Origin of the sequence: Sulfitobacter sp. SH24, assembly GCF_965641895.1 — a bacterium.
GTDB lineage: Bacteria > Pseudomonadota > Alphaproteobacteria > Rhodobacterales > Rhodobacteraceae > Sulfitobacter > Sulfitobacter dubius.
The window spans coordinates 1767119-1789780 of record NZ_OZ282575.1 but is presented as its reverse complement, the minus strand read 5'-3'; the positions used below and the strand labels follow the sequence as shown (position 1 = coordinate 1789780).

The following is a 22662-nucleotide window of genomic DNA, read 5'->3' as shown; positions in this document are numbered from 1 at the left end:
CAACTTCTGCCTAGAAGGCATAAAATCTGCTGGATAGTCAAGGATCGAGAAGCACATGAGAGTCGGCGTTTGGAAGATGTTTGGCGCAGCGCTTGCGTTTGCGGGGGCTGCCACGATGGCGAGCGCGCAGGGCGGCCCTCCCGGTGGCATGCCCACCGCGGGGCCGCTTGAAGTAGGTGTGATCGACCTGCAGATGCAGGAAATCCCACGCGTTGTGACCACGCCGGGCCGGGCCGTTGCGTTTCAAGACGTCGAAGTGCGCCCGCGTGTCGGCGGTGTGATCGAAGAGATCCTCTACTCGCCCGGACAATTGCTTGAAGTCGGGGATCCGCTTTTCCGGATCGACGATGCCTCCTATCTCGCGGCTGTCGCGACAGCCCGTGCCAATCTGGCCACTGCCGAAGCCAACCTGCCTGTGAAGCAGGCGGCCTATGACCGCGCCGAACAACTCGCCGGACGCGGCTACACCGAGGCGGAGGTCGAAGCGGCGCGTGCCAGTCTGGCCGAAGCAAAAGCCACGCTTGATGCAAACAAAGCGGCGGTTGAATATGCCGAGACCGAGCTGTCGTGGACGACCATGACCAGCCCGATCGCCGGACGTGCAGATGTATCAACCGTTTCGGTGGGTGATTTGGCTACAGCTGGGCAGGCCGACGCTTTGACGAGCATCGTCACTTCAGATCCGATCTATGTGGATATGATGGAGGCAAGCGCGCGTATCCTGTCGGTGCGCAGCGCCATTGCCGAAGGTGATCTGCAACGAAACGACACCCTTCAAGCGACATTGACGTTAGAGAACGGCGACATCTACCGCGGTACCGGGCAGTTGGTCACACCGGGCAACAATGTCTCGACCTCCACCGGGACCGTGACCATCCGTTTCACCTTTGACAACCCTGATCACATCATCCTTCCGGGCATGTTCGTGCGGGGGGAAATCGTGCTTGGCACGATGCAAGCCTACCTTGTTCCGCAGCGTGCAGCGACGCGTGGCAACTCAGGTAAACTGACTGCTTATGTTATCGGTGAAGACGGCAAGGCCGAACAGGTGACGCTCGAAGATGACGGTACCTATCAGAACGCATGGATCGTGCGTGAGGGGCTGAACGATGGCGATCGGCTCGTCGTGGACGGCCTTTCATCCGTCCGCGCAGGGCAAGAAGTCAGCCCCGTGGCCGTGGCGATCGACGAGGATGGCGTTTCTCGGGATATCGCTGCCCCCGCGGCGGAGGATTGATTGATGGCGCGTTTCTTCATCCACCGTCCTGTTTTTGCTTGGGTTCTGGCGATTGCCACCATGTTGCTGGGCGCTTTCAGTATGACGGGTCTGCCGATCTCGCAGTATCCTGATATCGCGCCCACCACCGTTCGAATTTCCGCCACCTATACCGGGGCCTCAGCCGCAACGGTGGAGAATTCGGTCACCACTGTCATTGAGGACGGGCTGACGGGGTTGGACGGGCTCACCTATATGACCTCATCCTCCAGCGAAGGTGCGGCGAGTGTATCGCTGACCTTTGATGACAGTATTGATCCTGACATGGCGCAGGTGCAGGTCCAGAATAAACTGCAACTGGTCGAATCCCAACTGCCTGACGCCGTGACAAGCCGGGGTGTTTCGGTGACCCGCTCGACCAGCTCGATCCTGATGGTCGGAGCGCTGGTCAGTGAAGACGGCAGCTATACCTCGCTTGAACTGGGCGACCTGCTGAGCAGCACGATTGAAGACGCAGTGCAGCGCACGGCGGGGGTGGGGTCGATCAATGTTTTCGGCACCGAATACGCAATGCGCATTTGGTTGAATCCCGAAAAGCTGTTCCAATATCAACTGACCTCCGCTGACGTAACCTCAGCCGTATCCGAGCAGAACACAAACGTGACGGTCGGCAGTCTGGGTGAGCAGCCGGTGGTGAAAGGCCAGCAGTTCACGGTCTCTCTTTCGGCGCAGTCCCAGCTTGGAACGGTTGAGGACTTTCGGAACATCCTGCTGAAGACCAACTCGGACGGGTCGGCCATTTACCTTGCCGATGTTGCCACAATCGAACTCGCCGAAGAGGACTACGGCAGTGTAAGCCGCTTTAATGGTCATCCGGCGGCGGGCTTTGCGGTGAACCTTTCCACCGGTGCCAATGCGGTGGATACCGCCGAAGCGGTGCGGGACGTGGTGGGCAATCTTTCTTCCGCGTTGCCCGAGGGCGTAGTGGTCGAATATCCCTATGACACCTCGCCCTTCGTCGAGGAATCCATCGACCAAGTCTATGAAACGTTGATCGAGGCGATTGTCCTCGTCTTTCTTGTCATCTTCCTTTTCTTGCAAAGCTGGCGGGCGACGATCATCCCGACCATCGCCGTGCCGGTGGTGTTGTTGGGAACCTTTGGCGTTTTGTCCGCCTTCGGCATGTCAATCAACACCCTTTCCATGTTCGCATTGGTCTTGGCCATTGGTCTGTTGGTCGATGACGCGATTGTTGTTGTCGAGAACGTCGAACGGGTGATGGAAGAAGAGGGGTTGGACGCCGTCGCCGCTACGGAAAAGAGTATGGGAGAGATTTCCTCGGCGCTCATCGGGATCGTGATGGTGCTTTCTGCTGTGTTCCTGCCGATGGCCTTCATGGATGGGTCGACGGGGGTCATCTACAAACAGTTCTCGGTCACGATCATTTCGGCGATGGTGCTGTCGCTTTTCGTCGCCCTGATCCTTACGCCTGCGATGTGTGCGCAGCTTCTCAAACCGAACCATGACAAGAAGCCTCTGCTTCCGCTGCGCTGGTTCAATGGCGGGCTTGACCGTCTGACGGGTGGCTATGCTTCGCTTGTCGGGCGGTTGTCCATGCGGCCTTTCCGTATGGTGGTGGTATTGGCCCTCGTCGGATTTGGAGCCTATTGGGTCTACGACCGTCTGCCGTCGTCGTTCCTGCCGACCGAAGATCAGGGCGTGCTTATGACCATGATCGAACTGCCTCAGGGATCGACAGTCCAGCAAACGGCCAACACGATTGAACAGATCGAGCAGTATTTGCTGACCGAAGAGACCGAAATGGTTGATGGCGTCTTTGCCAATGTCGGGTTCAGCTTTGGGGGTTCTGGTCAGAACTACGGGATGATGTTCATCAGGCTCAAGGACTACGAAGAGCGTCCCGGGCTTGATGCGGCTGATCTGATGATGCGGGCCAATGGCAAGTTCTTCCAGTCCCGACTGGGCAGCATCTTTGTGCTTCAACCGCCTGCCATTCCGGGGCTGGGTACCTCTTCAGGTTTTGCAATGTACCTCGTCGACCAGTCAGGCGCGGGTCAGGAAGCATTGAGTGATGCCGCAGATAAACTGGTCGCGGCAGGGCTTGCGGACGGTCGCGTGACCAACCTGCGCGGCAACGACGCGGCCACGGAGCCATCGTTGAAGCTGCGTATCGACCAACAGAAGGCCGAGGCTCTGGGCGTGTCATTGTCGAGCGTGAACACCATGCTCGCGACCGTGTTTTCTGGCACCTATGTCAACGACTTCCCTCTGGGCAACAACCTGCGTGAGGTCATTGTACAGGGCGGTGCAGACTGGCGCATGCAGCCTGATGACATCGACCATTGGTATGTGCGTAACGACAGTTCGGAGATGGTACCACTGTCGGCCTTTGTCAGCCGCGAATGGGAAACCATCACGCCCAAGCTGTCGCGCTATGGCGGCACCCGCGCACTGGAGCTTTCCGGCGAAGCGGCAGCGGGCATCAGTTCGGGCGATGCGATGGAGGTGATGGAACAGCTTACCGCTGATCTGGACGGATCTTATGCCTCGGCTTGGACGGGGCTGAGCTATCAAGAACGGTTGTCCGGCGATCAGGAAGCCATTCTCTATACGATCTCGGCGCTGGTCGTCTTTCTCTGTCTCGCCGCCCTCTACGAAAGCTGGGCCGTGCCCTTTGCGGTGATGCTTTCGGTGCCCGTGGGCATTCTGGGGGCGCTGGTGACAACGTGGTATTTCGGACAGTCGAACGACGTCTATTTCAAGGTAGGTCTGCTTACCACGATCGGCCTTGCGGCGCGAAATGCCATTCTGATCGTTGAATTCGCGGAATCCCTTCGGGCGGAAGGCAAAGTATTGCTGGAAGCCACCGTCATGGCAGCGCGCCAGCGTCTGCGCCCCATCCTAATGACCTCCCTTGCCTTTGGTTTTGGCATCATGCCGCTGGTGCTCGCCTCCGGGGCAGGGGCCAATGCGCAAAAATCAGTCGGGACGGGGATGCTCGGCGGGATCATCTTTTCGGCGGTCATCGGGATCGTGATGGTGCCGGTCTTCTACGTCGCCGTAATCCGAACAACAGAAATTTTCCGTAAGCGAGTGGAGAAAACTCAGTGAAACCTTACTATCTCGTGCTGGGTCTGCTCGTTGCGGGCTGTGCTGTCGGCACTGATTACCAGCGCCCCGAAGTGGCCATGGAAACCCGGTTTGTCGGTGGCAATGCAGAGCAGATCGGCGCGGTAGCCACTCAGCAATGGTGGCTGAACTACAAAGATTCGAACCTAACAAGTCTTGTTATGCGTGGCCTTGCCCAGAACCTTGATGTGATTGCCGCGGGTGAGCGCATACGCCAAGCGCAAGCTGAGTTGCGCACAACCGGGGTAAACGCTGCGGCGGACGGATCGCTGACCGGATCAGTGACCACATCCGGCGGCGACGGCACCAGCGGTACGAGCACTGCCGAAAGCGGGTCTTTGGGTGCCTCGCTGGTGATTGATCTCTTCGGTGGTATCCGGCGCGAGCGCGAGGCCGCTGTTGCCTCGCTTACTGCCGCCCGGGCGGAGGAAGAGACTGTTCGTCTTGCATGGCTGGCCGAACTTATCGCTGCCTATTCCGACGCGCGCTATTACCAAGAGGCGATGGCCTTGACGCGCACCGCCATCGCTACGCGCGAAGAGACGGTGAGCATCACCCGAAGCCAGTTCAATGCGGGCGCGGCCACCGAATATGAAGTGGCCGAAGCGCAGGCCTTGCTTTCGACGGCGCGTGCCGATTTGCCGCAATTCGCCGCCTTGTTTGACGCAAATGTCTATGCCATCGCGACACTGCTGAACGAACCCGCGGGACCGATCAAGGCACAAATGCAAAAAGGCGCGCCTCAACTCTCCAGCCCCGGGGATGCGCGCACCGGCGTACCGGCGGACCTGCTTCGCAATCGCCCCGATGTGCGCAGCGCCGAAGCCGATTTGGCCGCTGCCGTGGCCAACGTGGGCGTCGCCGAGGCCGCGATTTACCCGGCCTTGTCCTTGTCCGGAACGGTGGGCCGTACGGACGCCACAGATGCGTGGAGTTTCGGGCCGCAATTGTCCCTTCCAGTATTCAATCAGGGCCTCTTGAAAGCCAGCCGTGACGCGCAACTCTCTGGCGCCCGACAGGCCGAGATCGCATGGCGGGCCTCGATCAACGAAGCGGTCGAGGATGTTCAGGTGGCACAGTCCAACCTGTCGCGGGCGCGGCAGAGGGCGCAGCTGTTGAGAACTGCTGCCAGTGACTATAGCCGGGCGCTGACATTGGCACAGGAGAATTATCGAAACGGTGCCATCACGCTGTTGAACCTGCTGGAAACCGACCGAAACACCAATGCCGCAAGGATCTCTGCGGCCTCGGCCACGAATGAAGCGGCGCAGGCTTGGGCCACGTTGAAGATCGCGACGGGGGCAGGGGCGGCCGTGACTGGTCAGCCGAGTAATTGAGCACATATTAACGCTGGTCGTGAAAGGCCGAACACGTGAGACATACTGGAAAAATTGCCGCCCTGATCGCCGTTGCTGGGTTAATTTGCGTTACACTGATCTTGTTCGGAGCGCGCTTGGGGCTTTGGGAACCGATCATAGGGTTCGGGCTTTACCGGAGCTACTTCAACGCAATCGGGGTGGGCATCTTCAGCGCGGGGCTGATCGCTTTGGCCATCCATCTTGGCCGGGGCGAAAAGGGTTGGGCTGCGATCGGCGGCGTGGTCGCGCTGCTTGGACTGGGGGTCCTGTTTCCCCTGATTTCAAGCACTGTGAACCCCCAACCGCGCGCGGCGCCAATCCATGACATCACGACTGATACCGCCAATCCCCCGGCCTTCGAGGTGCTGGATGACACCCGCGCGGGTGCGCGCAACACGCTCGAATACGGCGGTGCGGAAGTGGCGGACCAACAAGGGACAGCCTATCCCGATATTGCGCCCCTTGAGACCGGCCTGAGCACGGACGCAGCCTTTGAGCGGGCATTGCAGGTGGCAGACGAAATGAGGTGGGAAATCGTTGCGACCGACCCAAGCCGCCATCGGTTCGAGGCCACGGCGCGCACATCTGTCTTCTATTTCGCCGACGATATTGTCGTTTCAGTTACCCCTGCCGAGAACGGGAGCCGCGTGGACATGCGCGGCGTTTCACGGGTGGGGCGCAGTGACCAAGGCGTCAATGCAGCACGCATTCGTACCTTTCAACAACAGTTCTCCAAGGGGTGAGCTGTACGATTTCCGATCTGGCATTATGCCTTTGCCGTGCCGCTGATAATGGGCGACCTGAACGGCGGCATATCCATAGGGGCTGACCCGGCGGCGACGTTCTTTTGATCTTGTGGCGACACCCTGTGCTCCTCCAGAAGTGACGTGGTGCCGGCGCCGCTGGGGGCTGGGGCCGTAAAGCGCGGCTCTACGCCTCGGCGCGGTCAAACGCTCTTACTATAGGATAGTGGACACAGTCGACGACCATAGGGGGGATAATCGGCGCAGCCAGAAAGTGAAAATGGTGCCATAGTATTACGCTTTTCACCATTCGAAGCTGCGCGAGAAGCGGGCGCACTACGCCCTGAATTCCGCATTGATATAAGCTTTGTCAGGGTAATAGTGGCGGAGAGACAGGGATTCGAACCCTGGGAACCCGTGAAGGCTCAACGGTTTTCGAGACCGCCCCGTTCGACCACTCCGGCACCTCTCCGCGGGGGTCTGGGTGGCCCGTTTAGTCGCCTTTTCTGGCAGTGGCAAGAGGGGTTTTGCGCATCAACCAAAAGTTATTGAATTTTCGTTGCGCCGGGGCTGGGAAGGCCTAAGTTTAAGGTTAGAATTCTCCGAAAGGACAGCCCGTGTTCCGTCAAAATCGTCTGATTATCGCCCCCTTCGTTATGGCATTCATTGCGTTGATCGCGTTTGCCAACCCATTGCGCGCAGCTGATCGCGGTGCGCTGGAGCGGTTTTTGGAAGTGACCGGCTTTGACGTCGCGTTGGATAGTATCCGGCTTTCTGCCGATTCTGCACCCGAGATGCTGGGACTTCAGACCGAGGATTTTGGATCGGAATGGTCACGGCTGGTTGGGGATGTGTTCGACACCGAGTTGATGCATGACATGGCGTTGGACATATTGGCCGAAACGCTGAGCGACGATCTGTTGGATCACGCCGCCAGCTTTTACGCGAGCGATCTGGGTACGCGTTTGGTCAACGTAGAAAATAAAGCGCATATGACAGAGGATGACGGGCTGAAGGCCGAAAGCGGCGCAGCCATCATTGCGGGGCTAGAGCAGATAGATTCACCCCGGTTAGAGACCTTGCGGCGGTTAAATGTTGCCAGCGATGTCGAAGAAATATCCGTTCGGGCCATTCAGGAGGTGCAGATACGGTTCCTACTCGCCGCTGCCGGTGCCGGGGTGATCGAATTGCAGATGGAAGAACCTGACTTGCGCGAGGTGATGCGCGCACAGGCGGATGACTTAGGCGCTCAGATTGCCGCGAATGCGCTGGCCAACGCCGCCTATACCTATCAATCCTTCTCGGACGACGACCTTGCGGCCTATGCCGATGCGCTGGAGCATCCGAAGATGCAGCAAGTTTATACCCTGATGAACGCAGTTCAATATGAGATCATGGCTAACCGTTTCGAGGCCGTAGCCGCTCGCCTTGCGGCGATGCAACCCAGTCAGGATATCTGATGCGCGCATGGATTTTTGCCCCGCTTCTATGGCTTGTGGCTCTGCCCGCTTGGGCCGACGCGCGGATGACCGTTCTCGTCGATCTGTTGGAGCTGCGCGAAGCGGCAGCGATCCTAAGCGATGAGGGGCAGGCCCATGCAGAAACGTTGAACCAAGACATGCTAGGCGGGCAGGGCGGTCCGGGTTGGACGTTGCAGGTCGAGCGCATCCATGACCCCGAGCGGATGGTAGAAGCCGTGCGCCGCGCGCTCGAAGAAACGATGAGCCCTTCCGCGGTAGAGGAAGCAATCGACTTTTACACTACAGATCTGGGCGGTCGGATCGTCGCGTTGGAAAATGCCGCCCGCGCCGCCATTGCCGAGCGTGAAGTCGAGCAGATCGCGCGGGCAAACTATGGGGTACTGGCTGGGGATAATGACCCACGGCTTGCTTTGATCCGCCGCTTGATTACATCTGCCGATATGGTCGACCGCAACGTTAGCACGGCGCTTAATAGCAATTTTCAGTTTCTACGCGGTATGCGCGACGGCGGCGCGCTCGAAGACAGCGATGAAGACCTGCTCTCTGAAATTGGCGGTGACCTTGATGCGGTGACCGAGGACACCTCTGTTTGGGCACATGCCTACATGCTGCTGGCCTATCACCCCTTGAGCGACGCCGAGATTGAACGCTATGCCGCATTTTCCGAAACCGATGCAGGGGGTGCCCTGAATCGCGCACTTTTCGACGGTTTTGGCCACGCATATGAGGACATCTCTTACGCATTGGGCCGTGCTGTGGCATTGAACATGGTGGCTGAGAACCTCTGACAGCTTTGCTGATCCAGCGCTCGAAAACCTGCTTGACTTACCCACCCATTCCGAAGATAAGCCCGCATCCCGGCGGTTAATCCGTCTTAGGGATTTATTTTTAATGACGCCCCATGGGCGCGCTGTTCGAGGCGGATTGGCCGGAAAGCCATTCCACAACTCCCAAGCGGGGGCCACAGAACGCGGATGACAGAAAAGGAAGACGCATGTTTGCGGTCATCAAGACAGGCGGCAAGCAATACAAAGTGCAATCCGGCGATATGCTACGGGTTGAACGTATTGCGGCCAATGCTGGCGAAACGGTCCAGTTCAACGAAGTTCTGATGCTCGGCGGCGACAGCCCCGTGCTCGGCGCGCCTATGGTTAAAGATGCAGGCGTTCAGGCCGAAGTCGTTGACCAGATCAAAGGCGAGAAGGTTATCAACTTCGTCAAGCGTCGCCGGAAGCACTCTTCCAAGCGTACCAAAGGTCACCGTCAGAAACTGACCCTGATCAAGATCACCGACATCCTCGCCTCCGGCGCAGAGAAGTCGGGCGTTGCTGCTGCCATCGGTACCGGCTCCGTAAGCGCTGCCGCTGTTGCTGCGATCACCGGCAAATCCGATGACGCTGTAAAGCCAGCCAAAAGCAAGAAGGCCGCCGCGCCCAAAGCGAAGGCCGAAAAAGCCGCACCCAAGGCGAAGAAAGCCGACGCGGGTTCCGACGACCTGAAAGAGCTGAGCGGCGTTGGCCCGGCACTTGAGAAGAAGCTGCACGAAGCGGGGATCACATCTTTCGCGCAGATCGCAGCATGGACCGAAGCGGATATCGCTGAAGTTGACGAGAAACTGTCTTTCAAAGGCCGTATCCAGCGTGAAGGCTGGGTCGATCAGGCCAAAGAAAAGACCAAAGGCTAAGGAGAGACCGAGATGGCACATAAAAAAGCAGGCGGTTCATCCCGTAACGGGCGCGACTCAGCTGGTCGTCGCCTTGGCGTTAAGAAATATGGCGGCGAAGCCGTTATCCCTGGCAACATTATCGTGCGTCAGCGCGGCACCAAGTTTTGGCCTGCCAACGGCGTTGGCATGGGCAAAGATCACACGATCTTCGCAACCGTCGACGGTGCTGTGACCTTCCACAAGGGTCTGAAAAACCGCACGTTTATTTCGGTTCTGCCACGCGCGGAGGCCGCTGAATAAGCCGTACCCCACAGGGTTTGAAAAAATCAGGGATCGGCGATACCGCCGGTCCCTTTTCTTATTTCGGGATAAGTCCCATGTGTTTGTTTTCAGATTTAGGGTGCTTAAACCCGGAAGGCCGCTTTTCCGCCCTTTCAGGGCGTGGGTCTAAATTTGATAAAGTCGTTACATTCGGCAGGGAGGAATATGTCGAATGTATCAAAGCCTCGGGGCGGCGTTTGCGCCTGATCGGGGCAGGGGCGGCCAATCTGGCCAGAGGCCCCCAATTCAGTCTGTTCGGAGGAGGAGCATGACAATGCAGTTGGAAGCGATTGTGAACCAACCGGTTATTGAGACAGAGCGTTTTGACCTGCGCCCGGTGCGCCGGTCGGATATGGGCATGATTGAGATGTACGCCAGCGACCCGCGGGTGGCCAAGGCGACATCCTCGATCCCGCATCCGCTGCCGCCCGGCAGTGTTGAGGCCTATATCACCCGTGCCATGTCTGCTGACCGTGAAGAGGACGTCTGGGTCATGGACGGCACCCGCGCAGAGAGTTCCGAAGTGATGGGCGTGATCTCCCTGACCCGGTTGGACCGCAACCAGTCCGAAGTCGGCTATTGGGTCGCGCCTGCTTTCTGGAACACCCATCTGGCCTCTGACGCGGTGCAGGCTTTGGTGGATGCCAACCCATTGGGCAATGACGCACTCTTTGCCTCTGTTTTTCACGACAACCCGGCCTCGGCCAAGGTGCTGACCAATGCAGGGTTTGTCTATCTCGGCGACGCGGAAACCTATTGCTTGGCCCGCGATGCTGCCGTACCCACATGGACCTATAGCCGCAAGCTGTAGGACCGTTTCCCGTGCCTGAAAGGCAAGACCATGAAGTTTCTCGACCTGTGCAAAGTCTACATCCGATCCGGTGGCGGTGGGGGCGGCTGCGTGTCGTTCCGGCGCGAGAAATACATCGAATATGGTGGGCCTGACGGCGGCGACGGCGGCACGGGCGGCTCGGTCTGGGCTGAGGCGGTGGATGGGCTGAACACGCTGATCGACTTTCGCTATCAGCAACACTTCTTTGCCAAAAACGGTCAACCCGGTATGGGCAAACAGCGAACCGGCAAGGATGGCGACGACATCATCCTGCGCGTGCCCGTGGGCACCGAGATCCTCGACGAGGATCAAGAGACGGTCATCGCCGATCTGACAGAGCTGGGCCAGCGCGTTCAGCTTGCGCGCGGCGGCAATGGCGGCTGGGGCAACCTGCACTTTAAATCCGCCACGAACCAAGCGCCCCGTCGGGCAAACCCCGGCCAAGAGGGTGTTGAACGCACGCTTTGGCTGCGGTTGAAATTGATCGCTGACGTGGGTCTTCTGGGCCTGCCGAATGCCGGGAAATCAACCTTTTTGGCAGCCACGTCCAACGCGCGGCCCAAAATCGCAGATTACCCATTCACCACGCTGCACCCGAACCTTGGGGTGGTTGGCGTCGATAACACTGAATTCGTCGTTGCGGATATTCCCGGCCTTATCGAAGGGGCCTCCGAAGGGCGTGGGCTGGGCGATCTTTTCCTAGGCCATGTAGAGCGTTGCGCGGTGTTGTTGCACCTGATCGACGGCACATCCGAGACTGTGGCCGAAGATTATCACACGATCATCGGCGAGCTGGAGGCCTATGGCGGCGATCTGGCCGAGAAACCGCGGGTCACAGTGCTCAACAAGGTTGATGCATTGGATGAAGAAGAGCGTGCAACCCGTTTAAAAGAATTGCAAAAATCCTGCGGTGGCGACGTCATGATGATGTCAGGCGTGGCCGGTGAGGGCGTCATCGAGGTGCTACGCACCCTGCGCCAGAATATCGACAATGACCGCCTGCGTTTCCGCACCTCTGAGGAAGAAGAGACTTGGCAACCCTAAGCACCGCCCGCCGTGCCGTCATCAAGATCGGTTCCGCCCTTTTGGTGGACCGCGACAGCGGCGCATTGCGTCGCGATTGGCTTGTCGGGCTGGCGCAAGATGTATTGTGGCTCAAGGGCTTGGGCTGCGATGTTGTGCTGGTGTCGTCAGGCTCTATCGCGCTTGGCCGTGGCGTTCTGGGGTTACCGTCGACCGTCTTGGCATTGGAACAGGCTCAAGCAGCCGCTGCAGTTGGACAAATTCGACTTGCCCGCGCGTACGAAGAGGTGCTGGCCCCGCATGAGATTACGACTGCGCAGGTCTTGGTCACCTTGGAAGACAGCGCTAACCGCCGCCGCTATCTAAACAGCCGCGCAACACTGGAGCAGTTGCTTTCGTTTGGGGTGGTGCCGATCGTGAACGAGAACGACACAGTCGCGACCGACGAAATTCGCTTTGGTGACAACGACCGGCTCGCCGCTCAGATCGCTGTGACGGTGGGGGCGGATCAGTTGATCCTTCTGTCTGATGTAGACGGTTTTTACAGCGCGAATCCAACGCAAGATCCAAGCGCGAAACGCTATGACGTCATCGACAGCATCACGCCTGAGATTGAGGCGATGGCAGGAGATGCCGGGTCGGGCCTGTCTAAAGGGGGCATGAAGACCAAGGTGATGGCAGCCCGGACCGCAACTGCGGCAGGTTGTGCGATGGCGATCACCGATGGTTTTGTCCTCCGCCCGCTTACCGCATTGGAAACGGGCGGGAATGCCACGTGGTTCACTGCCCAAAGCGATCCGCAGGCCGCACGCAAGCGCTGGATTGCTGCGATGAAACCTCGCGGCGGTGTAACGCTCGACGCCGGTGCGGTTGCTGCCTTGGCGCGGGGGACGTCGTTGTTGCCCGCAGGGGTGACGGCAGTCAAAGGGCGCTTTGAGCGCGGTGACAGTATTACAATGTATGACCTTGCGGGGCATGCGGTTGGCTGTGGTCTGAGCCGATATTCCGCAGCAGAGATTGAACAGATCAAAGGCCATAAGAGCGCGGATATAGAAGCGGTTTTGGGCTATCCGGGACGCGCGGCACTAATCCACAGGGATGATATGGCGCTATAGGCGCGAATAAGATCAAGACAGGGGCATAAGGCCATGAAAAAGATAGATAATATTCCTGAATTGATGGCCGATATCGGAGCGCGTGCCCGGGCGGCTGCGGCGCAACTGGCGACCGCCAGTGCGGAGCGCAAGCACGCAGCATTGATCGGTGCCGCCGAAGCCGTTTGGAAAGAGCGCGCTGAAATTATCGCTGCCAATGCAAAAGATCTCGACTTCGGGCGCGAGAAGGGTCTGACCGATGCGATGATGGACCGTTTGATGCTGGACGAAGGCCGCATCCGCGGCATGGTCGATGGGCTGCGTTCAGTCGCAGAGCAAACTGACCCGGTGGGCGAGGTGATCGCGGAATGGGACCAGCCGACTGGGTTGAACATTCAGCGCGTCCGCACGCCCTTGGGGGTGATCGGTGTTATCTATGAATCGCGTCCGAATGTGACGGCCGATGCGGGCGCACTTTGCCTCAAGGCCGGGAACGCGGTGATCTTGCGCGGCGGATCCGAGAGTTTTCATTCCTCCCGTGCCATCCATCGCTGTTTGCAGCAGGGGCTGCGGGATGCGGGGATGCCGGAAGATGCGGTGCAACTGGTGCCGACGCGCGACCGTGCCGCTGTGCGTGAGATGCTCACCATGACCGAAACCATTGATGTGATCGTGCCGCGTGGCGGCAAGGGGCTGGTCGGCTTGGTGCAGCGCGAAGCGCGGGTGCCGGTCTTTGCGCATCTCGAGGGGATTGTGCACATCTACATCGACGCTGAGGCCGATCCGGAAAAAGCGCTTAAGGTTGTGTTGAACGCCAAGACGCGGCGCACTGGGATCTGTGGCGCGGCGGAATGCCTGCTGATCCATCAAGATATTGCAAAATCTATTGGCAATGGTGTGATCCGCGCCCTGATCGACGCAGGTGTCGAAGTGCGCGCAGATGCTGGGCTACAGAGTATTGCTGGCACTGTTCCGGCGACCGATGCGGACTGGGGCCAAGAATATCTTGATATGATCGTCGCCGCGCGGACGGTGCCAGACGCACAGGCTGCCATGGAACATATTCGCCGATATGGGTCGGGACATACCGATTGTATTTTGACCGAGAATGCTAAAACCGCTGCGGAGTTCTTTAATGGATTGGATTCCGCGATCTTGATGCACAATGCCTCTACCCAGTTCGCCGATGGCGGAGAGTTTGGCATGGGTGCAGAGATCGGCATCGCGACAGGTAAGTTGCATGCCCGTGGCCCGGTTGGCGCGGCGCAGTTGACCAGCTTTAAGTATCTTGTGCGTGGTGACGGTACGGTCCGCAGCTGAAACCTAGAAAGACAGGGTCAAAACGGTATTCGCGCTGTGTAGGCGGACCTCTTTTCCCTGCGCCTGAGCGAGGATCGGCAGTAACGCAAACTGTACCTGCGCGGGCTGAAGCTGCTTGTCTTGATCTGCTTGCGATAGAAGTGACCAAAGATCATCCTCAAGTGCGATCTTGTCAGCCTCGGCCTGCAGCCGCCATTCGCCCTCCCGCTGGGTGACGGTGATGCGCCCGCCATGGTGCAAAGCCGTCTCAATACACAGCAGTGCAAGGAATGCCATTCGCACATCGTTGCGTGACTGAGATACTGTAATTTGCCAATCAACCTCGATACGTGTGGCAGTGTATAGGTCACGTAGGATCGACGTCACCTCACCCTGACCCATGGTCTGATCACCAGCGGCCCCAAAGGCGATGCGGAAAAATCGTATCCGCGCAGAGGCGCTTTCGACGCTTTGGCCGATCAACTCTAGCTCTGGCCCCGAGGCGGCCCCGGTGCCCGCCATATTTAACAATTCAAGTCCGTTGTTGATAGCGCCAATTGGCGATATCAAGTCGTGGCAAATACGGCTGCCGATAAGCGCAGGCAGGTCGAGGTTATACTGGCCCATCATGGCCTCCCTGAAAGATTGGAAACATCATGGATGATCTGAATGCGCTGCTTAGCCCGGGCATGTTGGTCATGCATCCGCAACACCCCGACTGGGGTATAGGCCAAGTGCAAAGCAACATCGGGGGCAAGGTAACGGTCAACTTTCGCGACCAAGGTAAGGTGGTCATAGACAGCTCTCGCTTAGAACTAATGCCAGTCTTTGATGAGTGATGACCCTTTCCAAATCCTTAAGAGTGGAAAAAATATTGCATCTTGCAACTTAAAATAGAGTAACGGCTGATGGTTGATCTGGCAAGTGTTGCGCCTTTGGGGCTGATTGCCTATCAGGCGGAGAACTTGTTTTCAGGCACAGGATTGGCCGATGCCGCGGGGCGTTGCAGCAGAATTTCAGGTCAGACTGGCGCAAACGGACGCCGATGTGCAGGCCGCGCAACGGCTGCGCTATGAGGTCTTTGTCCAAGAGCTGAGCGGCGGTGGCGCGATGGTCGACCACGCGGCACGGCTTGAGCGGGACCGGTTTGATCCGTTCTTTGATCATCTACTGTTGACGGATCTGCGAAACGGCAAGCTAGCTGGGGTCTACCGCGTGATGCGTGGCGATATGGCCGAGCGGGCAGGCGGGTTCTATTCGGAGGCGGAATACGACCTGTCACCGCTGAAACAATCGGGGCGTAAGCTGTTGGAATTGGGGCGGTCCTGTCTTGACCCGGCTTACCGCGGTGGTGCTGCGATGCATCATCTCTGGGGGGCCTTGGCACGCTATGTGGCAGAGCATGAGATTGAGGTCCTGTTCGGTGTTGCGAGCTTTCATGGCACGGATACGGCAGCTTTGGCAGAGCCTCTCTCACTCTTGCATCATCGGCATCTCGCACCTTCGGAGTTGCGCGTCTGCGCCCGAGAATTTGCGCCGATGGATTTGATCTCAGAGGCCGATCTCGACCGTCGCAAAGCCATGCTCGCGGTGCCGAGCCTGATCAAAGCCTACCTACGTCTTGGCGGTTGTGTGGGGCAGGGCGCTTATATCGACCGCGCATTTAACACCACGGATGTCTGCCTGATCCTTGATACGAACCAGATGAATGCGCGCCAGTCTCGGATTTATAACGGCGGCGCTGTATGACCACGACGTGGGACAGCGATCAGCCGCCGCCAAAGTTGCGCCTGACCCTCACAGGGATGCTGTGTGTGGCTCTGCGCGGGACAACCTTGGCGCTACTGGTCTTTGGCGGTTTGGTTGTTCTACTGACGTTTCGACTGATCGAGCGGCCAATCTTTGGGCTGCACCGGCCCATTACGCCTTATATAACCCAGACCGTGTGCCGCGCGGCGTTCTGGATATTGGGTCTGCGGTTTATCAGGCAAGGCACGCCGATGGAGCGGCGCGGTGCGGTGGTGGCCAATCATACGTCTTGGCTGGATATCTTTGCGCTGAACGCGGCCAAGCGGATCTATTTCGTCTCCAAATCCGAGGTCGCAGGCTGGCCCGGCATCGGCTGGTTGGCGCGGGCAACTGGGACAGTCTTCATCCGTCGCGACCGGGCCGAGGCGCGCAGCCAGACAGAGGTCTTCCGGACGCGCTTGTTGGCAGGGCATAAGCTGTTGTTCTTCCCCGAGGGTACCAGCACCGATGGTCTGCAAGTGCTGCCCTTCAAGACAACGCTCTTTGAAGCCTTCTTCGATACCGAACTGCGGAACGAGATTGCGGTCCAGCCGGTGAGCGTTGTCTACCACGCGCCACAGGGCGAAGATGCGCGGTTCTATGGATGGTGGGGGGATATGTCCTTCGGGGTGCATTTGCTGACGACGCTGGCCGCGCGGCAGCAGGGTGCGGTCGAAGTGGTGTATCATTCGCCGCTGCCCGTGGCGGATTTCACCGGACGCAAGGTGCTCGCGCAGCGCTGCGAAGCGATCGTGCGGGCAGGGCACGCAGACCCCCGGTCGGGCCCGCAATAAGCCCCTTGCGCTGCGACGCATGCTGGCATATACGCGCCCCACTTGAACCCGCAGTCGGGGTTGGGCCTTTTGGGGAGAAATCCCAGAACGTCCGCCGGTTGGCAGCATGTCGCTGTCATACCCCCGATGAGGCTAAACCGGAAAGGTATAAAGACATGGCTCTTCCTGAGTTCTCCATGCGCCAATTGCTTGAAGCAGGCGTACACTTTGGTCACCAGACACAGCGCTGGAACCCCCGCATGGGCCCGTACATCTACGGCGCACGCAACGGCATCCACATCATGGACCTCACGCAAACCGTTCCCATGCTGGACGATGCGCTGAAAGTGATCCGTGACACCGTCGCCAAAGGCGGCAGCGTTCTCTTCGTCGGCACCAAGCGTCAGGCTGCCCAGCCGATCGCCGAAGCCGCAGAGAAATGCGCACAGTATTACATGAACCACCGTTGGCTCGGCGGTACGCTGACCAACTGGCAGACCGTTTCGCAGTCGATCAACCGTCTGAAGAGCATCGACGAGCAGTCCGAGCGTGGCTTTGAAGGCCTGACCAAGAAAGAGCGTCTTGGCATGGAACGCGACCAGTTCAAACTGGAAGCATCGCTGGGCGGTATCCGCGAAATGGGCGGTCGTCCTGACCTTCTGTTCGTCATCGACGTGAAAAAAGAAGCATTGGCGATTGCCGAAGCCAACAAACTGGGCATCCCAGTTGTGGCCGTGGTTGACACCAACTGCTCGCCCGACGGCATCGACTACATCATTCCCGGCAACGACGACGCGGCCCGCGCCATCTCGCTTTACTGCGATCTAGCAGCCCGTGCGGCACTTGACGGCATGTCCGCTCAGCTGGGTGCGGCAGGCGTTGACCTTGGCGCCATGGAAGAAGCACCCGAAGAAGAAGCCATGACCGCAGGCGAAAGCACCGGCGTCGAAATCGGCAACGCTTCGGAAGAAACTCTGCATGACGATGCCATGGGCAAAGACGCGCCGCTGGACATCGAATCCAAGAAAGAGACCGTCGCAAAAGCCGAAGGCTAAGCGTCACGGACCTGAAACACGGGGCAGGGTAACCTGCCCCGATTTCCACCAGATGCGGGCCTTGGGCCTGCCCCCGATTTCCAAAGGAGAACCAAGAGATGGCAATCACAGCATCCATGGTCAAGGAACTGCGCGACAGCACCGGCGCAGGCATGATGGACGCCAAGAAGGCGTTGACCGAAAGCAATGGCGACATGGAAGCCGCCGTTGACTGGCTGCGCACCAAAGGTCTCGCCAAAGCGGCCAAAAAATCCGGCCGTACAGCAGCCGAAGGTCTTGTGGCCGTTAAAGTTGAAGGCGGTCACGGTGTCGCGGTTGAAGTGAACTCCGAAACCGATTTCGTCGGTAAAAACGCCGAGTTCCAGTCCATGGTCAGCAACATCGCCGATGCAGCGCTGAAAGTTGATGATGTTGAAGCGCTGAAAGCGGCTGAGATCAATGGCAAGACCGTTGAAACCACGCTGACCGACGCGATCGCCAAAATCGGTGAGAACATGTCCCTGCGCCGTATGCAGAGCATTGATGGCGAGACTGTTGTCTCCTACGTGCACAACGCAGCTGCGCCCGGCATGGGCAAGATCGGCGTTCTGGTCGCCATGAACGGTGGCAACGAAGAGTTCGGCAAGCAGGTCGCGATGCACATCGCCGCTGTGAACCCGGCGTCGCTGTCCGAAGCTGACCTTGACCCGGCCGTTGTCGAGAAAGAAAAGCAAGTTCAGATCGACATCGCCCGTGAAAGCGGCAAGCCCGAAGCCGTGATCGAAAAGATGATCGTGGGCCGGATGCAGAAGTACATGTCCGAAGTGACATTGCTGAACCAATCCTTCGTCGTGAATCCTGACCTCTCCGTAGGCAAGGCCGCAGAAGAAGTTGGTGCAACCATCACTGGTTTTGTGCGTCTTGAAGTTGGCGAAGGCATCGAAGTTGTCAAAGAAGACTTCGCCGCCGAGGTGGCCAAAGCAGCAAAAGGCTAAGCCTTTCTGCTATAATGATAAAAAGGCGGCGCATTTCGATGCGCCGCCTTTTTCGTTTTGCGACCAATGAAACAACACCAGCCGAACTAGCACGCTATATCGCGGCGCGTTGAGCGTTCACGAGGAAAGAGTAAAGAACCCGGCCAGCCAGGTGAAATATACCTGACTGAGACCGGCGGCCCGAAAAGAGCCTTGGTATTACAAGGGTTAACGGCCCGTCATACCTCAGGTGCGAACACCCGCGATACTGGCGGACCATGGCGATCTACGACTCTGGGTTCCAGTAAGGTATTCCATACCCTAATATATTAGGGATCCATGACAAACATCTGGTTCGCGAATGCAGCCTTCAAAACCGCCTGTGCTGTTGTCTCCACGGAAAGCGCTTCCCGCGCGAGGCGAAGGTGCTTTTCCACTGTGGCTGAGGTGAGACCCATTAAAAGGGCGATGTCCTGCGTTGTCTTGCCGTCGCCGACCCACTCAAGCACTTCCAACTGACGTCGTGTGAGGCTTCGATTTGGGCTGCTATAGGGCAGGGACAGGATTTTCAGATGTGCGATCTCGTTCATCAGTTGAATATCCGCACCATGTTCCGACCAGATCGCGTCAACATCCCGCTGGGTCATCCCACTTTTGGCCGTAAGGGCAATGGCCCCCTTAGACCGAGCCGAGATAGATCGAAAACTGATTGTATAGCCCGCGATGACATCCATATTGCGGTTGAATTCGATCACGCGGTTTTCTGCGTCCGTCCGGCCATCTCGGACCGAAGTGGTCAATGAATCCCAGCTACAGGCACCTTCGTTGTTAAGCGCCCAACGCACCATCGGGGCATGCAGATAGAGCCCGCTGTGCAGGTAGCCGTTAAGATACTTGGAGCTATGATTGCTGAGGATTACAAAATCCGCCGGATCGCCCAGCGACGTCGGGGTTCGGTAGCGCGTAAAGCCGTAGATAAGCCGATCAAACCCGTAGTCAGCCATCTGCCGCGAATGGGCATCCCAGAGTTCCTCGATCGTCGGGCTATGCGCGACCTGGTGAAGATAGTCGCGCAAATTCATCAGCTTACAACGCGTTGTTGAAGGGCTTGAAGGGCCAGAACATAGCCATGCGCGCCAAAGCCGCAGATTTGTCCCAAGGCAACAGCTGCGATGTAAGACGTATGGCGATAGCTTTCGCGGGCGTGAATATTGCTCAGATGCACTTCTACCACCGGCAGCTCGACCGAGGCGATGGCGTCCATCAGGGCGATTGACGTATGGGTATACGCGCCAGCGTTTAGGACAATGCCATCATGCTTACCGCGCGCCTGATGGATCAGATCGATCAGCGCACCTTCATGATTGGATTGCGCAAATTGCATATCCAAACCAAGCCGCGCAGCTTCCGCTGCACAAAGGGCTTCGACTTCCGCCAAAGTCGTTTTCCCGTATACCTCGGGCTGCCTTGTGCCTAAAAGGTTCAGGTTTGGGCCGTTCAAAATAAGTACAGAGGCCATAATCACTCGCTAAATACCGTCTAAACAGTGTTAACGGAGCGAAACTGGCGCTGTCCAGCGTCAGCTAGCAATGAGGTGCTACTGTGGCGAGAAGATCGCAACACGGGGCCATATAAAATATGGGACGATACTTATAATCAGTATTATGTAAATATTTCCCATAGGCAAATACGCCAAATCGCTTAACCTAAGGCGTATCCCGCGCCACGTACGGTTCTGATCGGATCGCCACCGCCTTCGCGGGTCAATGCTTTGCGTAGCCGTGCGATATGGACATCGACCGTGCGCGTATCAACATAGATATCGCGGCCCCAAACATGATCGAGCAATTGATCACGGCTGAACACCCGGCCGGGTTTTTCCAGCAACGTTGTCAGCAATCGGTACTCAGTCGGTCCCAACTTTAACTCGCTGCCCGCACGGCTCACACGGTGACGTTCTGGATCGAGCTGTATGTCATCAAAGCTGAGAAGCGCGCCTGCGGCCGCTGGCCGGGTTCGGCGTAGTTGCGTCCGTACACGCGCCATGAGTTCACGCAGATTGTATGGCTTGATCACATAATCGTCCGCACCGGTTTCGAGGCCTCGAACGGTGTCCACTTCTTCGGATCGCGCCGAGAGCATGATGACCGGGATATGCCGCGTGCTTTCCCGCGACTTCAACTGGCGGCAGACTTCGATGCCGCTCATCAAGGGCATCATCCAATCGAGGATCACCAGATCGGGCGCGGCTTCTGACACCAGAAGCATCGCTTCTTCGCCATCTTCGGCTCGGCGCACCTCAAAGCCTTCGGCTTCGAGGTTATAGGCCAAAACTTCACGTTGCGCGGGCTCGTCTTCTACCAGCAAAACCTGTGGCCGTGTTACGTCCATCTTCTCAGTCCTTCGTGGTGATCGAGGTGCGGTCGGCTTTGGGGCGATCTTCCTCGGGCGTTTCACCGGTCACCAGATAGACGACCTGTTCGGCAATGGAGGTCACATGATCGCCCATACGCTCAACGTTCTTGGCGATGAAATGCAAGTGCATACAGGCGGTGATGCTGCGCGGGTCTTCCATCATGAAGGTAAGGAATTCGCGGAACAGCGCGTTGTACATCTGGTCGACATCTTCGTCGCGGGTGATCACATCGCGCGCGAGTTCAGCGTCGCGCTGGATATAAGCATCAAGCGCGTCTTTCAGCATCGCCTCAACTGCGCCAGCCATGCGGCGGATTGCGCCGGTGCTGTCGCTGACGGGTTCCATTTGGTTCAGAACGCTAGTGCGCTTGGCCATGTTTTTCGCATAGTCACCAATACGTTCGAGGTTGGCGCTAATCTTGATGACGCTTAGTGTCAGACGCAGGTCAATCGCCGTTGGCGCGCGCAAAGCGATGACGCGAGCGGCGCTTTCGTTGATCTGTTCTTCCAGCCCGTCGATGGCCTTGTCCCCTGCCCGCACCTCATTGGCGAGCTCTTCGTCGCGGGTTTCAAGCGATTGCGCGCCGCGGCGAATGGCGTCTTCGACCAGCCCGCCCATTTTGAGGATCTGTGCCTGAACGGCTTCCAGATCGCGGTCGAATGCTGATGCAATGTGTTGATCTGACATGATATTATCCAATACGGCCGGTGATGTAGCTTTCGGTGCGCGGGTCTTGGGGGCGCGTGAAGATGTCGTCGGTGTCGCCAAATTCCACAAGGTTGCCGAGGTGGAAGAAGGCAGTCTTTTGGCTCACCCGCGCGGCTTGTTGCATGGAGTGTGTGACGATCACGACGGAGTAGTTTTGGCGCAATTCGTCTATCAATTCCTCGACTTGCGCGGTGGCGATCGGATCAAGAGCCGAGCATGGTTCGTCCATCAACAGCACTTCCGGCTCCGTCGCCACGGCGCGGGCAATGCACAGACGCTGCTGTTGTCCCCCAGACAGGCCAGTACCCGGCGCGTGCAGACGGTCCTTCACCTCGTTCCAGATCGCCCCACGGCGCAGCGCCTGTTCAACGATGTCGTCAAGATCGGCCTTGTTGCGGGCCAGCCCGTGAATGCGCGGGCCGTAAGCCACGTTGTCATAGATCGACTTGGGGAATGGGTTTGGCTTTTGAAACACCATGCCGACCTTGGCGCGGAGCTGCACCGGATCGACACGTTTGTCATAGATGTCTTCGCCGTCGATACGGATATCTCCGGTCACACGGGCCGCATCAATAGTGTCGTTCATTCTATTGATACAGCGAAGAAAAGTCGACTTGCCGCAGCCTGATGGGCCGATAAAGGCCGTCACGGTTTTGTCGGCGATATCGATGTCCACGTCACGAATGGCGTGGCTGTCACCGTAGTAGACCTGCACATTGCGGGCCGCGATCTTGACGGGTTGGATTGTCACGTCACTCTCCGAATATCTGTTGTCTTTCATGGTCC

At 58.2% G+C, this 22662-nt stretch carries 23 protein-coding genes and 1 tRNA gene; 17 read left to right on the top strand and 7 right to left on the bottom strand.

Annotated elements, in window-relative coordinates:
• The first annotated feature begins 55 nt into the window (after positions 1-55).
• From ACSQ16_RS11420 to ACSQ16_RS11405, 4 genes are read left to right on the top strand one after another with little or no spacing between them, the layout of a single operon-like run.
• Complete coding sequence (locus ACSQ16_RS11420; protein ID WP_243263095.1) at positions 56-1237, top strand: efflux RND transporter periplasmic adaptor subunit; 1182 nt, start codon at positions 56-58, stop codon at positions 1235-1237.
• A gap of 3 nt (positions 1238-1240) precedes the next feature.
• On the top strand, positions 1241-4348 hold the full coding sequence (locus ACSQ16_RS11415; RefSeq protein ID WP_243263096.1) for an efflux RND transporter permease subunit: 3108 nt from the start codon (positions 1241-1243) through the stop codon (positions 4346-4348).
• Positions 4345-5703 carry an efflux transporter outer membrane subunit gene (locus ACSQ16_RS11410; RefSeq protein ID WP_243263097.1) on the top strand — a complete coding sequence of 453 codons (1359 nt, stop codon included), beginning with the start codon at positions 4345-4347 and terminating at the stop codon, positions 5701-5703. The genes ACSQ16_RS11415 and ACSQ16_RS11410 overlap by 4 nt, the downstream gene beginning before the upstream one ends.
• Before the next feature lie 35 nt (positions 5704-5738).
• Positions 5739-6467, top strand: coding sequence for a DUF1499 domain-containing protein (locus tag ACSQ16_RS11405; protein ID WP_243263098.1), 729 nt, complete (start codon positions 5739-5741; stop codon positions 6465-6467).
• 382 nt (positions 6468-6849) lie between these two features.
• Here the strand turns inward: ACSQ16_RS11405 and ACSQ16_RS11400 are convergent.
• Positions 6850-6939 (bottom strand) — tRNA-Ser (locus tag ACSQ16_RS11400).
• A 184-nt stretch (positions 6940-7123) separates the two neighbouring features.
• On the opposite strand from ACSQ16_RS11400, the gene ACSQ16_RS11395 reads away from it, so the two are divergent.
• The 8 genes from ACSQ16_RS11395 (at position 7124) to ACSQ16_RS11360 (ending at position 14204) form a co-directional block, all read left to right on the top strand.
• Positions 7124-7927: a DUF2059 domain-containing protein gene (locus tag ACSQ16_RS11395; protein WP_243263165.1), complete on the top strand. Its 804-nt coding sequence runs from the start codon at positions 7124-7126 to the stop codon at positions 7925-7927.
• Complete coding sequence (locus ACSQ16_RS11390) at positions 7927-8736, top strand: DUF2059 domain-containing protein (RefSeq protein WP_243263099.1); 810 nt, start codon at positions 7927-7929, stop codon at positions 8734-8736. The genes ACSQ16_RS11395 and ACSQ16_RS11390 overlap by 1 nt, the downstream gene beginning before the upstream one ends.
• A 206-nt stretch (positions 8737-8942) precedes the next feature.
• Positions 8943-9632: a 50S ribosomal protein L21 gene (locus ACSQ16_RS11385; RefSeq protein WP_243263100.1), complete on the top strand. Its 690-nt coding sequence runs from the start codon at positions 8943-8945 to the stop codon at positions 9630-9632.
• A 12-nt stretch (positions 9633-9644) separates the two neighbouring features.
• Positions 9645-9914, top strand: coding sequence for a 50S ribosomal protein L27 (gene rpmA / locus ACSQ16_RS11380; RefSeq protein ID WP_007119633.1), 270 nt, complete (start codon positions 9645-9647; stop codon positions 9912-9914).
• A 295-nt stretch (positions 9915-10209) separates the two neighbouring features.
• Positions 10210-10746 (top strand): GNAT family N-acetyltransferase, encoded by a 537-nt coding sequence (locus tag ACSQ16_RS11375; RefSeq protein WP_243263166.1) that lies wholly within the window; start codon positions 10210-10212, stop codon positions 10744-10746.
• A 30-nt stretch (positions 10747-10776) separates the two neighbouring features.
• Positions 10777-11811: a GTPase ObgE gene (gene obgE, locus ACSQ16_RS11370; RefSeq protein WP_317406206.1), complete on the top strand. Its 1035-nt coding sequence runs from the start codon at positions 10777-10779 to the stop codon at positions 11809-11811.
• On the top strand, positions 11799-12905 hold the full coding sequence (proB, locus tag ACSQ16_RS11365) for a glutamate 5-kinase (RefSeq protein WP_243263102.1): 1107 nt from the start codon (positions 11799-11801) through the stop codon (positions 12903-12905). Before obgE ends, proB begins: the two co-directional genes overlap by 13 nt.
• Before the next feature lie 33 nt (positions 12906-12938).
• Positions 12939-14204, top strand: coding sequence for a glutamate-5-semialdehyde dehydrogenase (locus tag ACSQ16_RS11360; protein WP_243263103.1), 1266 nt, complete (start codon positions 12939-12941; stop codon positions 14202-14204).
• A gap of 3 nt (positions 14205-14207) precedes the next feature.
• Here ACSQ16_RS11360 and ACSQ16_RS11355 read toward each other — a convergent pair whose 3' ends face one another.
• Positions 14208-14810: a histidine phosphotransferase family protein gene (locus ACSQ16_RS11355; protein WP_243263104.1), complete on the bottom strand. Its 603-nt coding sequence runs from the start codon at positions 14808-14810 to the stop codon at positions 14208-14210.
• 29 nt (positions 14811-14839) lie between these two features.
• Here ACSQ16_RS11355 and ACSQ16_RS11350 point away from each other — a divergent pair, with 29 nt between their 5' ends.
• From ACSQ16_RS11350 to tsf, 5 genes are all read left to right on the top strand, one after another.
• Positions 14840-15022 (top strand): DUF3553 domain-containing protein, encoded by a 183-nt coding sequence (locus ACSQ16_RS11350; protein ID WP_093926206.1) that lies wholly within the window; start codon positions 14840-14842, stop codon positions 15020-15022.
• A 151-nt stretch (positions 15023-15173) separates the two neighbouring features.
• Complete coding sequence (locus tag ACSQ16_RS11345) at positions 15174-15932, top strand: GNAT family N-acetyltransferase (RefSeq protein WP_435988492.1); 759 nt, start codon at positions 15174-15176, stop codon at positions 15930-15932.
• The gene (locus ACSQ16_RS11340; RefSeq protein ID WP_243263105.1) at positions 15929-16765 is read left to right on the top strand and encodes a lysophospholipid acyltransferase family protein; all 837 of its coding nucleotides are present in this window, start codon (positions 15929-15931) and stop codon (positions 16763-16765) included. The genes ACSQ16_RS11345 and ACSQ16_RS11340 overlap by 4 nt, the downstream gene beginning before the upstream one ends.
• Positions 16766-16920: 155 nt before the next feature.
• Positions 16921-17799 (top strand): 30S ribosomal protein S2, encoded by an 879-nt coding sequence (gene rpsB, locus ACSQ16_RS11335; protein ID WP_093926203.1) that lies wholly within the window; start codon positions 16921-16923, stop codon positions 17797-17799.
• A 98-nt stretch (positions 17800-17897) separates the two neighbouring features.
• Positions 17898-18773: a translation elongation factor Ts gene (gene tsf, locus ACSQ16_RS11330; protein ID WP_093926202.1), complete on the top strand. Its 876-nt coding sequence runs from the start codon at positions 17898-17900 to the stop codon at positions 18771-18773.
• A gap of 308 nt (positions 18774-19081) precedes the next feature.
• On the opposite strand, the gene ACSQ16_RS11325 is transcribed toward tsf, so the two are convergent.
• From ACSQ16_RS11325 to pstB, 5 genes are all read right to left on the bottom strand, one after another.
• Positions 19082-19834 carry a LuxR family transcriptional regulator gene (locus ACSQ16_RS11325; RefSeq protein ID WP_243263106.1) on the bottom strand — a complete coding sequence of 251 codons (753 nt, stop codon included), beginning with the start codon at positions 19832-19834 and terminating at the stop codon, positions 19082-19084.
• Complete coding sequence (gene aroQ, locus ACSQ16_RS11320) at positions 19834-20271, bottom strand: type II 3-dehydroquinate dehydratase (RefSeq protein ID WP_243260494.1); 438 nt, start codon at positions 20269-20271, stop codon at positions 19834-19836. Before aroQ ends, ACSQ16_RS11325 begins: the two co-directional genes overlap by 1 nt.
• Before the next feature lie 182 nt (positions 20272-20453).
• Entirely contained in the window at positions 20454-21143 is a 690-nt protein-coding gene (gene phoB / locus ACSQ16_RS11315; protein WP_093926199.1) for a phosphate regulon transcriptional regulator PhoB, read from the bottom strand.
• A gap of 4 nt (positions 21144-21147) precedes the next feature.
• Positions 21148-21855, bottom strand: coding sequence for a phosphate signaling complex protein PhoU (gene phoU / locus ACSQ16_RS11310; protein WP_093926198.1), 708 nt, complete (start codon positions 21853-21855; stop codon positions 21148-21150).
• A 4-nt stretch (positions 21856-21859) separates the two neighbouring features.
• On the bottom strand, positions 21860-22657 hold the full coding sequence (gene pstB, locus ACSQ16_RS11305; RefSeq protein WP_093926197.1) for a phosphate ABC transporter ATP-binding protein PstB: 798 nt from the start codon (positions 22655-22657) through the stop codon (positions 21860-21862).
• Positions 22658-22662 lie beyond the last annotated feature (5 nt).

Excerpts from the sequence above, each read along its gene's own strand:
- ACSQ16_RS11420 (WP_243263095.1), top strand. The coding sequence starts at position 56 with ATGAGAGTCGGCGTTTGGAAGATGTTTGGCGCAGCGCTTGCGTTTGCG.
- ACSQ16_RS11415 (WP_243263096.1), top strand. The coding sequence starts at position 1,241 with ATGGCGCGTTTCTTCATCCACCGTCCTGTTTTTGCTTGGGTTCTGGCG.
- ACSQ16_RS11395 (WP_243263165.1), top strand. The coding sequence starts at position 7,124 with ATGGCATTCATTGCGTTGATCGCGTTTGCCAACCCATTGCGCGCAGCT.
- ACSQ16_RS11390 (WP_243263099.1), top strand. The coding sequence starts at position 7,927 with ATGCGCGCATGGATTTTTGCCCCGCTTCTATGGCTTGTGGCTCTGCCC.
- ACSQ16_RS11385 (WP_243263100.1), top strand. The coding sequence starts at position 8,943 with ATGTTTGCGGTCATCAAGACAGGCGGCAAGCAATACAAAGTGCAATCC.
- rpmA (WP_007119633.1), top strand. The coding sequence starts at position 9,645 with ATGGCACATAAAAAAGCAGGCGGTTCATCCCGTAACGGGCGCGACTCA.
- ACSQ16_RS11375 (WP_243263166.1), top strand. The coding sequence starts at position 10,210 with ATGCAGTTGGAAGCGATTGTGAACCAACCGGTTATTGAGACAGAGCGT.
- obgE (WP_317406206.1), top strand. The coding sequence starts at position 10,777 with ATGAAGTTTCTCGACCTGTGCAAAGTCTACATCCGATCCGGTGGCGGT.
- ACSQ16_RS11360 (WP_243263103.1), top strand. The coding sequence starts at position 12,939 with ATGAAAAAGATAGATAATATTCCTGAATTGATGGCCGATATCGGAGCG.
- ACSQ16_RS11355 (WP_243263104.1), bottom strand. The coding sequence starts at position 14,810 with ATGGGCCAGTATAACCTCGACCTGCCTGCGCTTATCGGCAGCCGTATT.
- ACSQ16_RS11350 (WP_093926206.1), top strand. The coding sequence starts at position 14,840 with ATGGATGATCTGAATGCGCTGCTTAGCCCGGGCATGTTGGTCATGCAT.
- ACSQ16_RS11345 (WP_435988492.1), top strand. The coding sequence starts at position 15,174 with ATGCCGCGGGGCGTTGCAGCAGAATTTCAGGTCAGACTGGCGCAAACG.
- ACSQ16_RS11340 (WP_243263105.1), top strand. The coding sequence starts at position 15,929 with ATGACCACGACGTGGGACAGCGATCAGCCGCCGCCAAAGTTGCGCCTG.
- rpsB (WP_093926203.1), top strand. The coding sequence starts at position 16,921 with ATGGCTCTTCCTGAGTTCTCCATGCGCCAATTGCTTGAAGCAGGCGTA.
- tsf (WP_093926202.1), top strand. The coding sequence starts at position 17,898 with ATGGCAATCACAGCATCCATGGTCAAGGAACTGCGCGACAGCACCGGC.
- ACSQ16_RS11325 (WP_243263106.1), bottom strand. The coding sequence starts at position 19,834 with ATGAATTTGCGCGACTATCTTCACCAGGTCGCGCATAGCCCGACGATC.
- aroQ (WP_243260494.1), bottom strand. The coding sequence starts at position 20,271 with ATGGCCTCTGTACTTATTTTGAACGGCCCAAACCTGAACCTTTTAGGC.
- phoB (WP_093926199.1), bottom strand. The coding sequence starts at position 21,143 with ATGGACGTAACACGGCCACAGGTTTTGCTGGTAGAAGACGAGCCCGCG.
- phoU (WP_093926198.1), bottom strand. The coding sequence starts at position 21,855 with ATGTCAGATCAACACATTGCATCAGCATTCGACCGCGATCTGGAAGCC.
- pstB (WP_093926197.1), bottom strand. The coding sequence starts at position 22,657 with ATGAAAGACAACAGATATTCGGAGAGTGACGTGACAATCCAACCCGTC.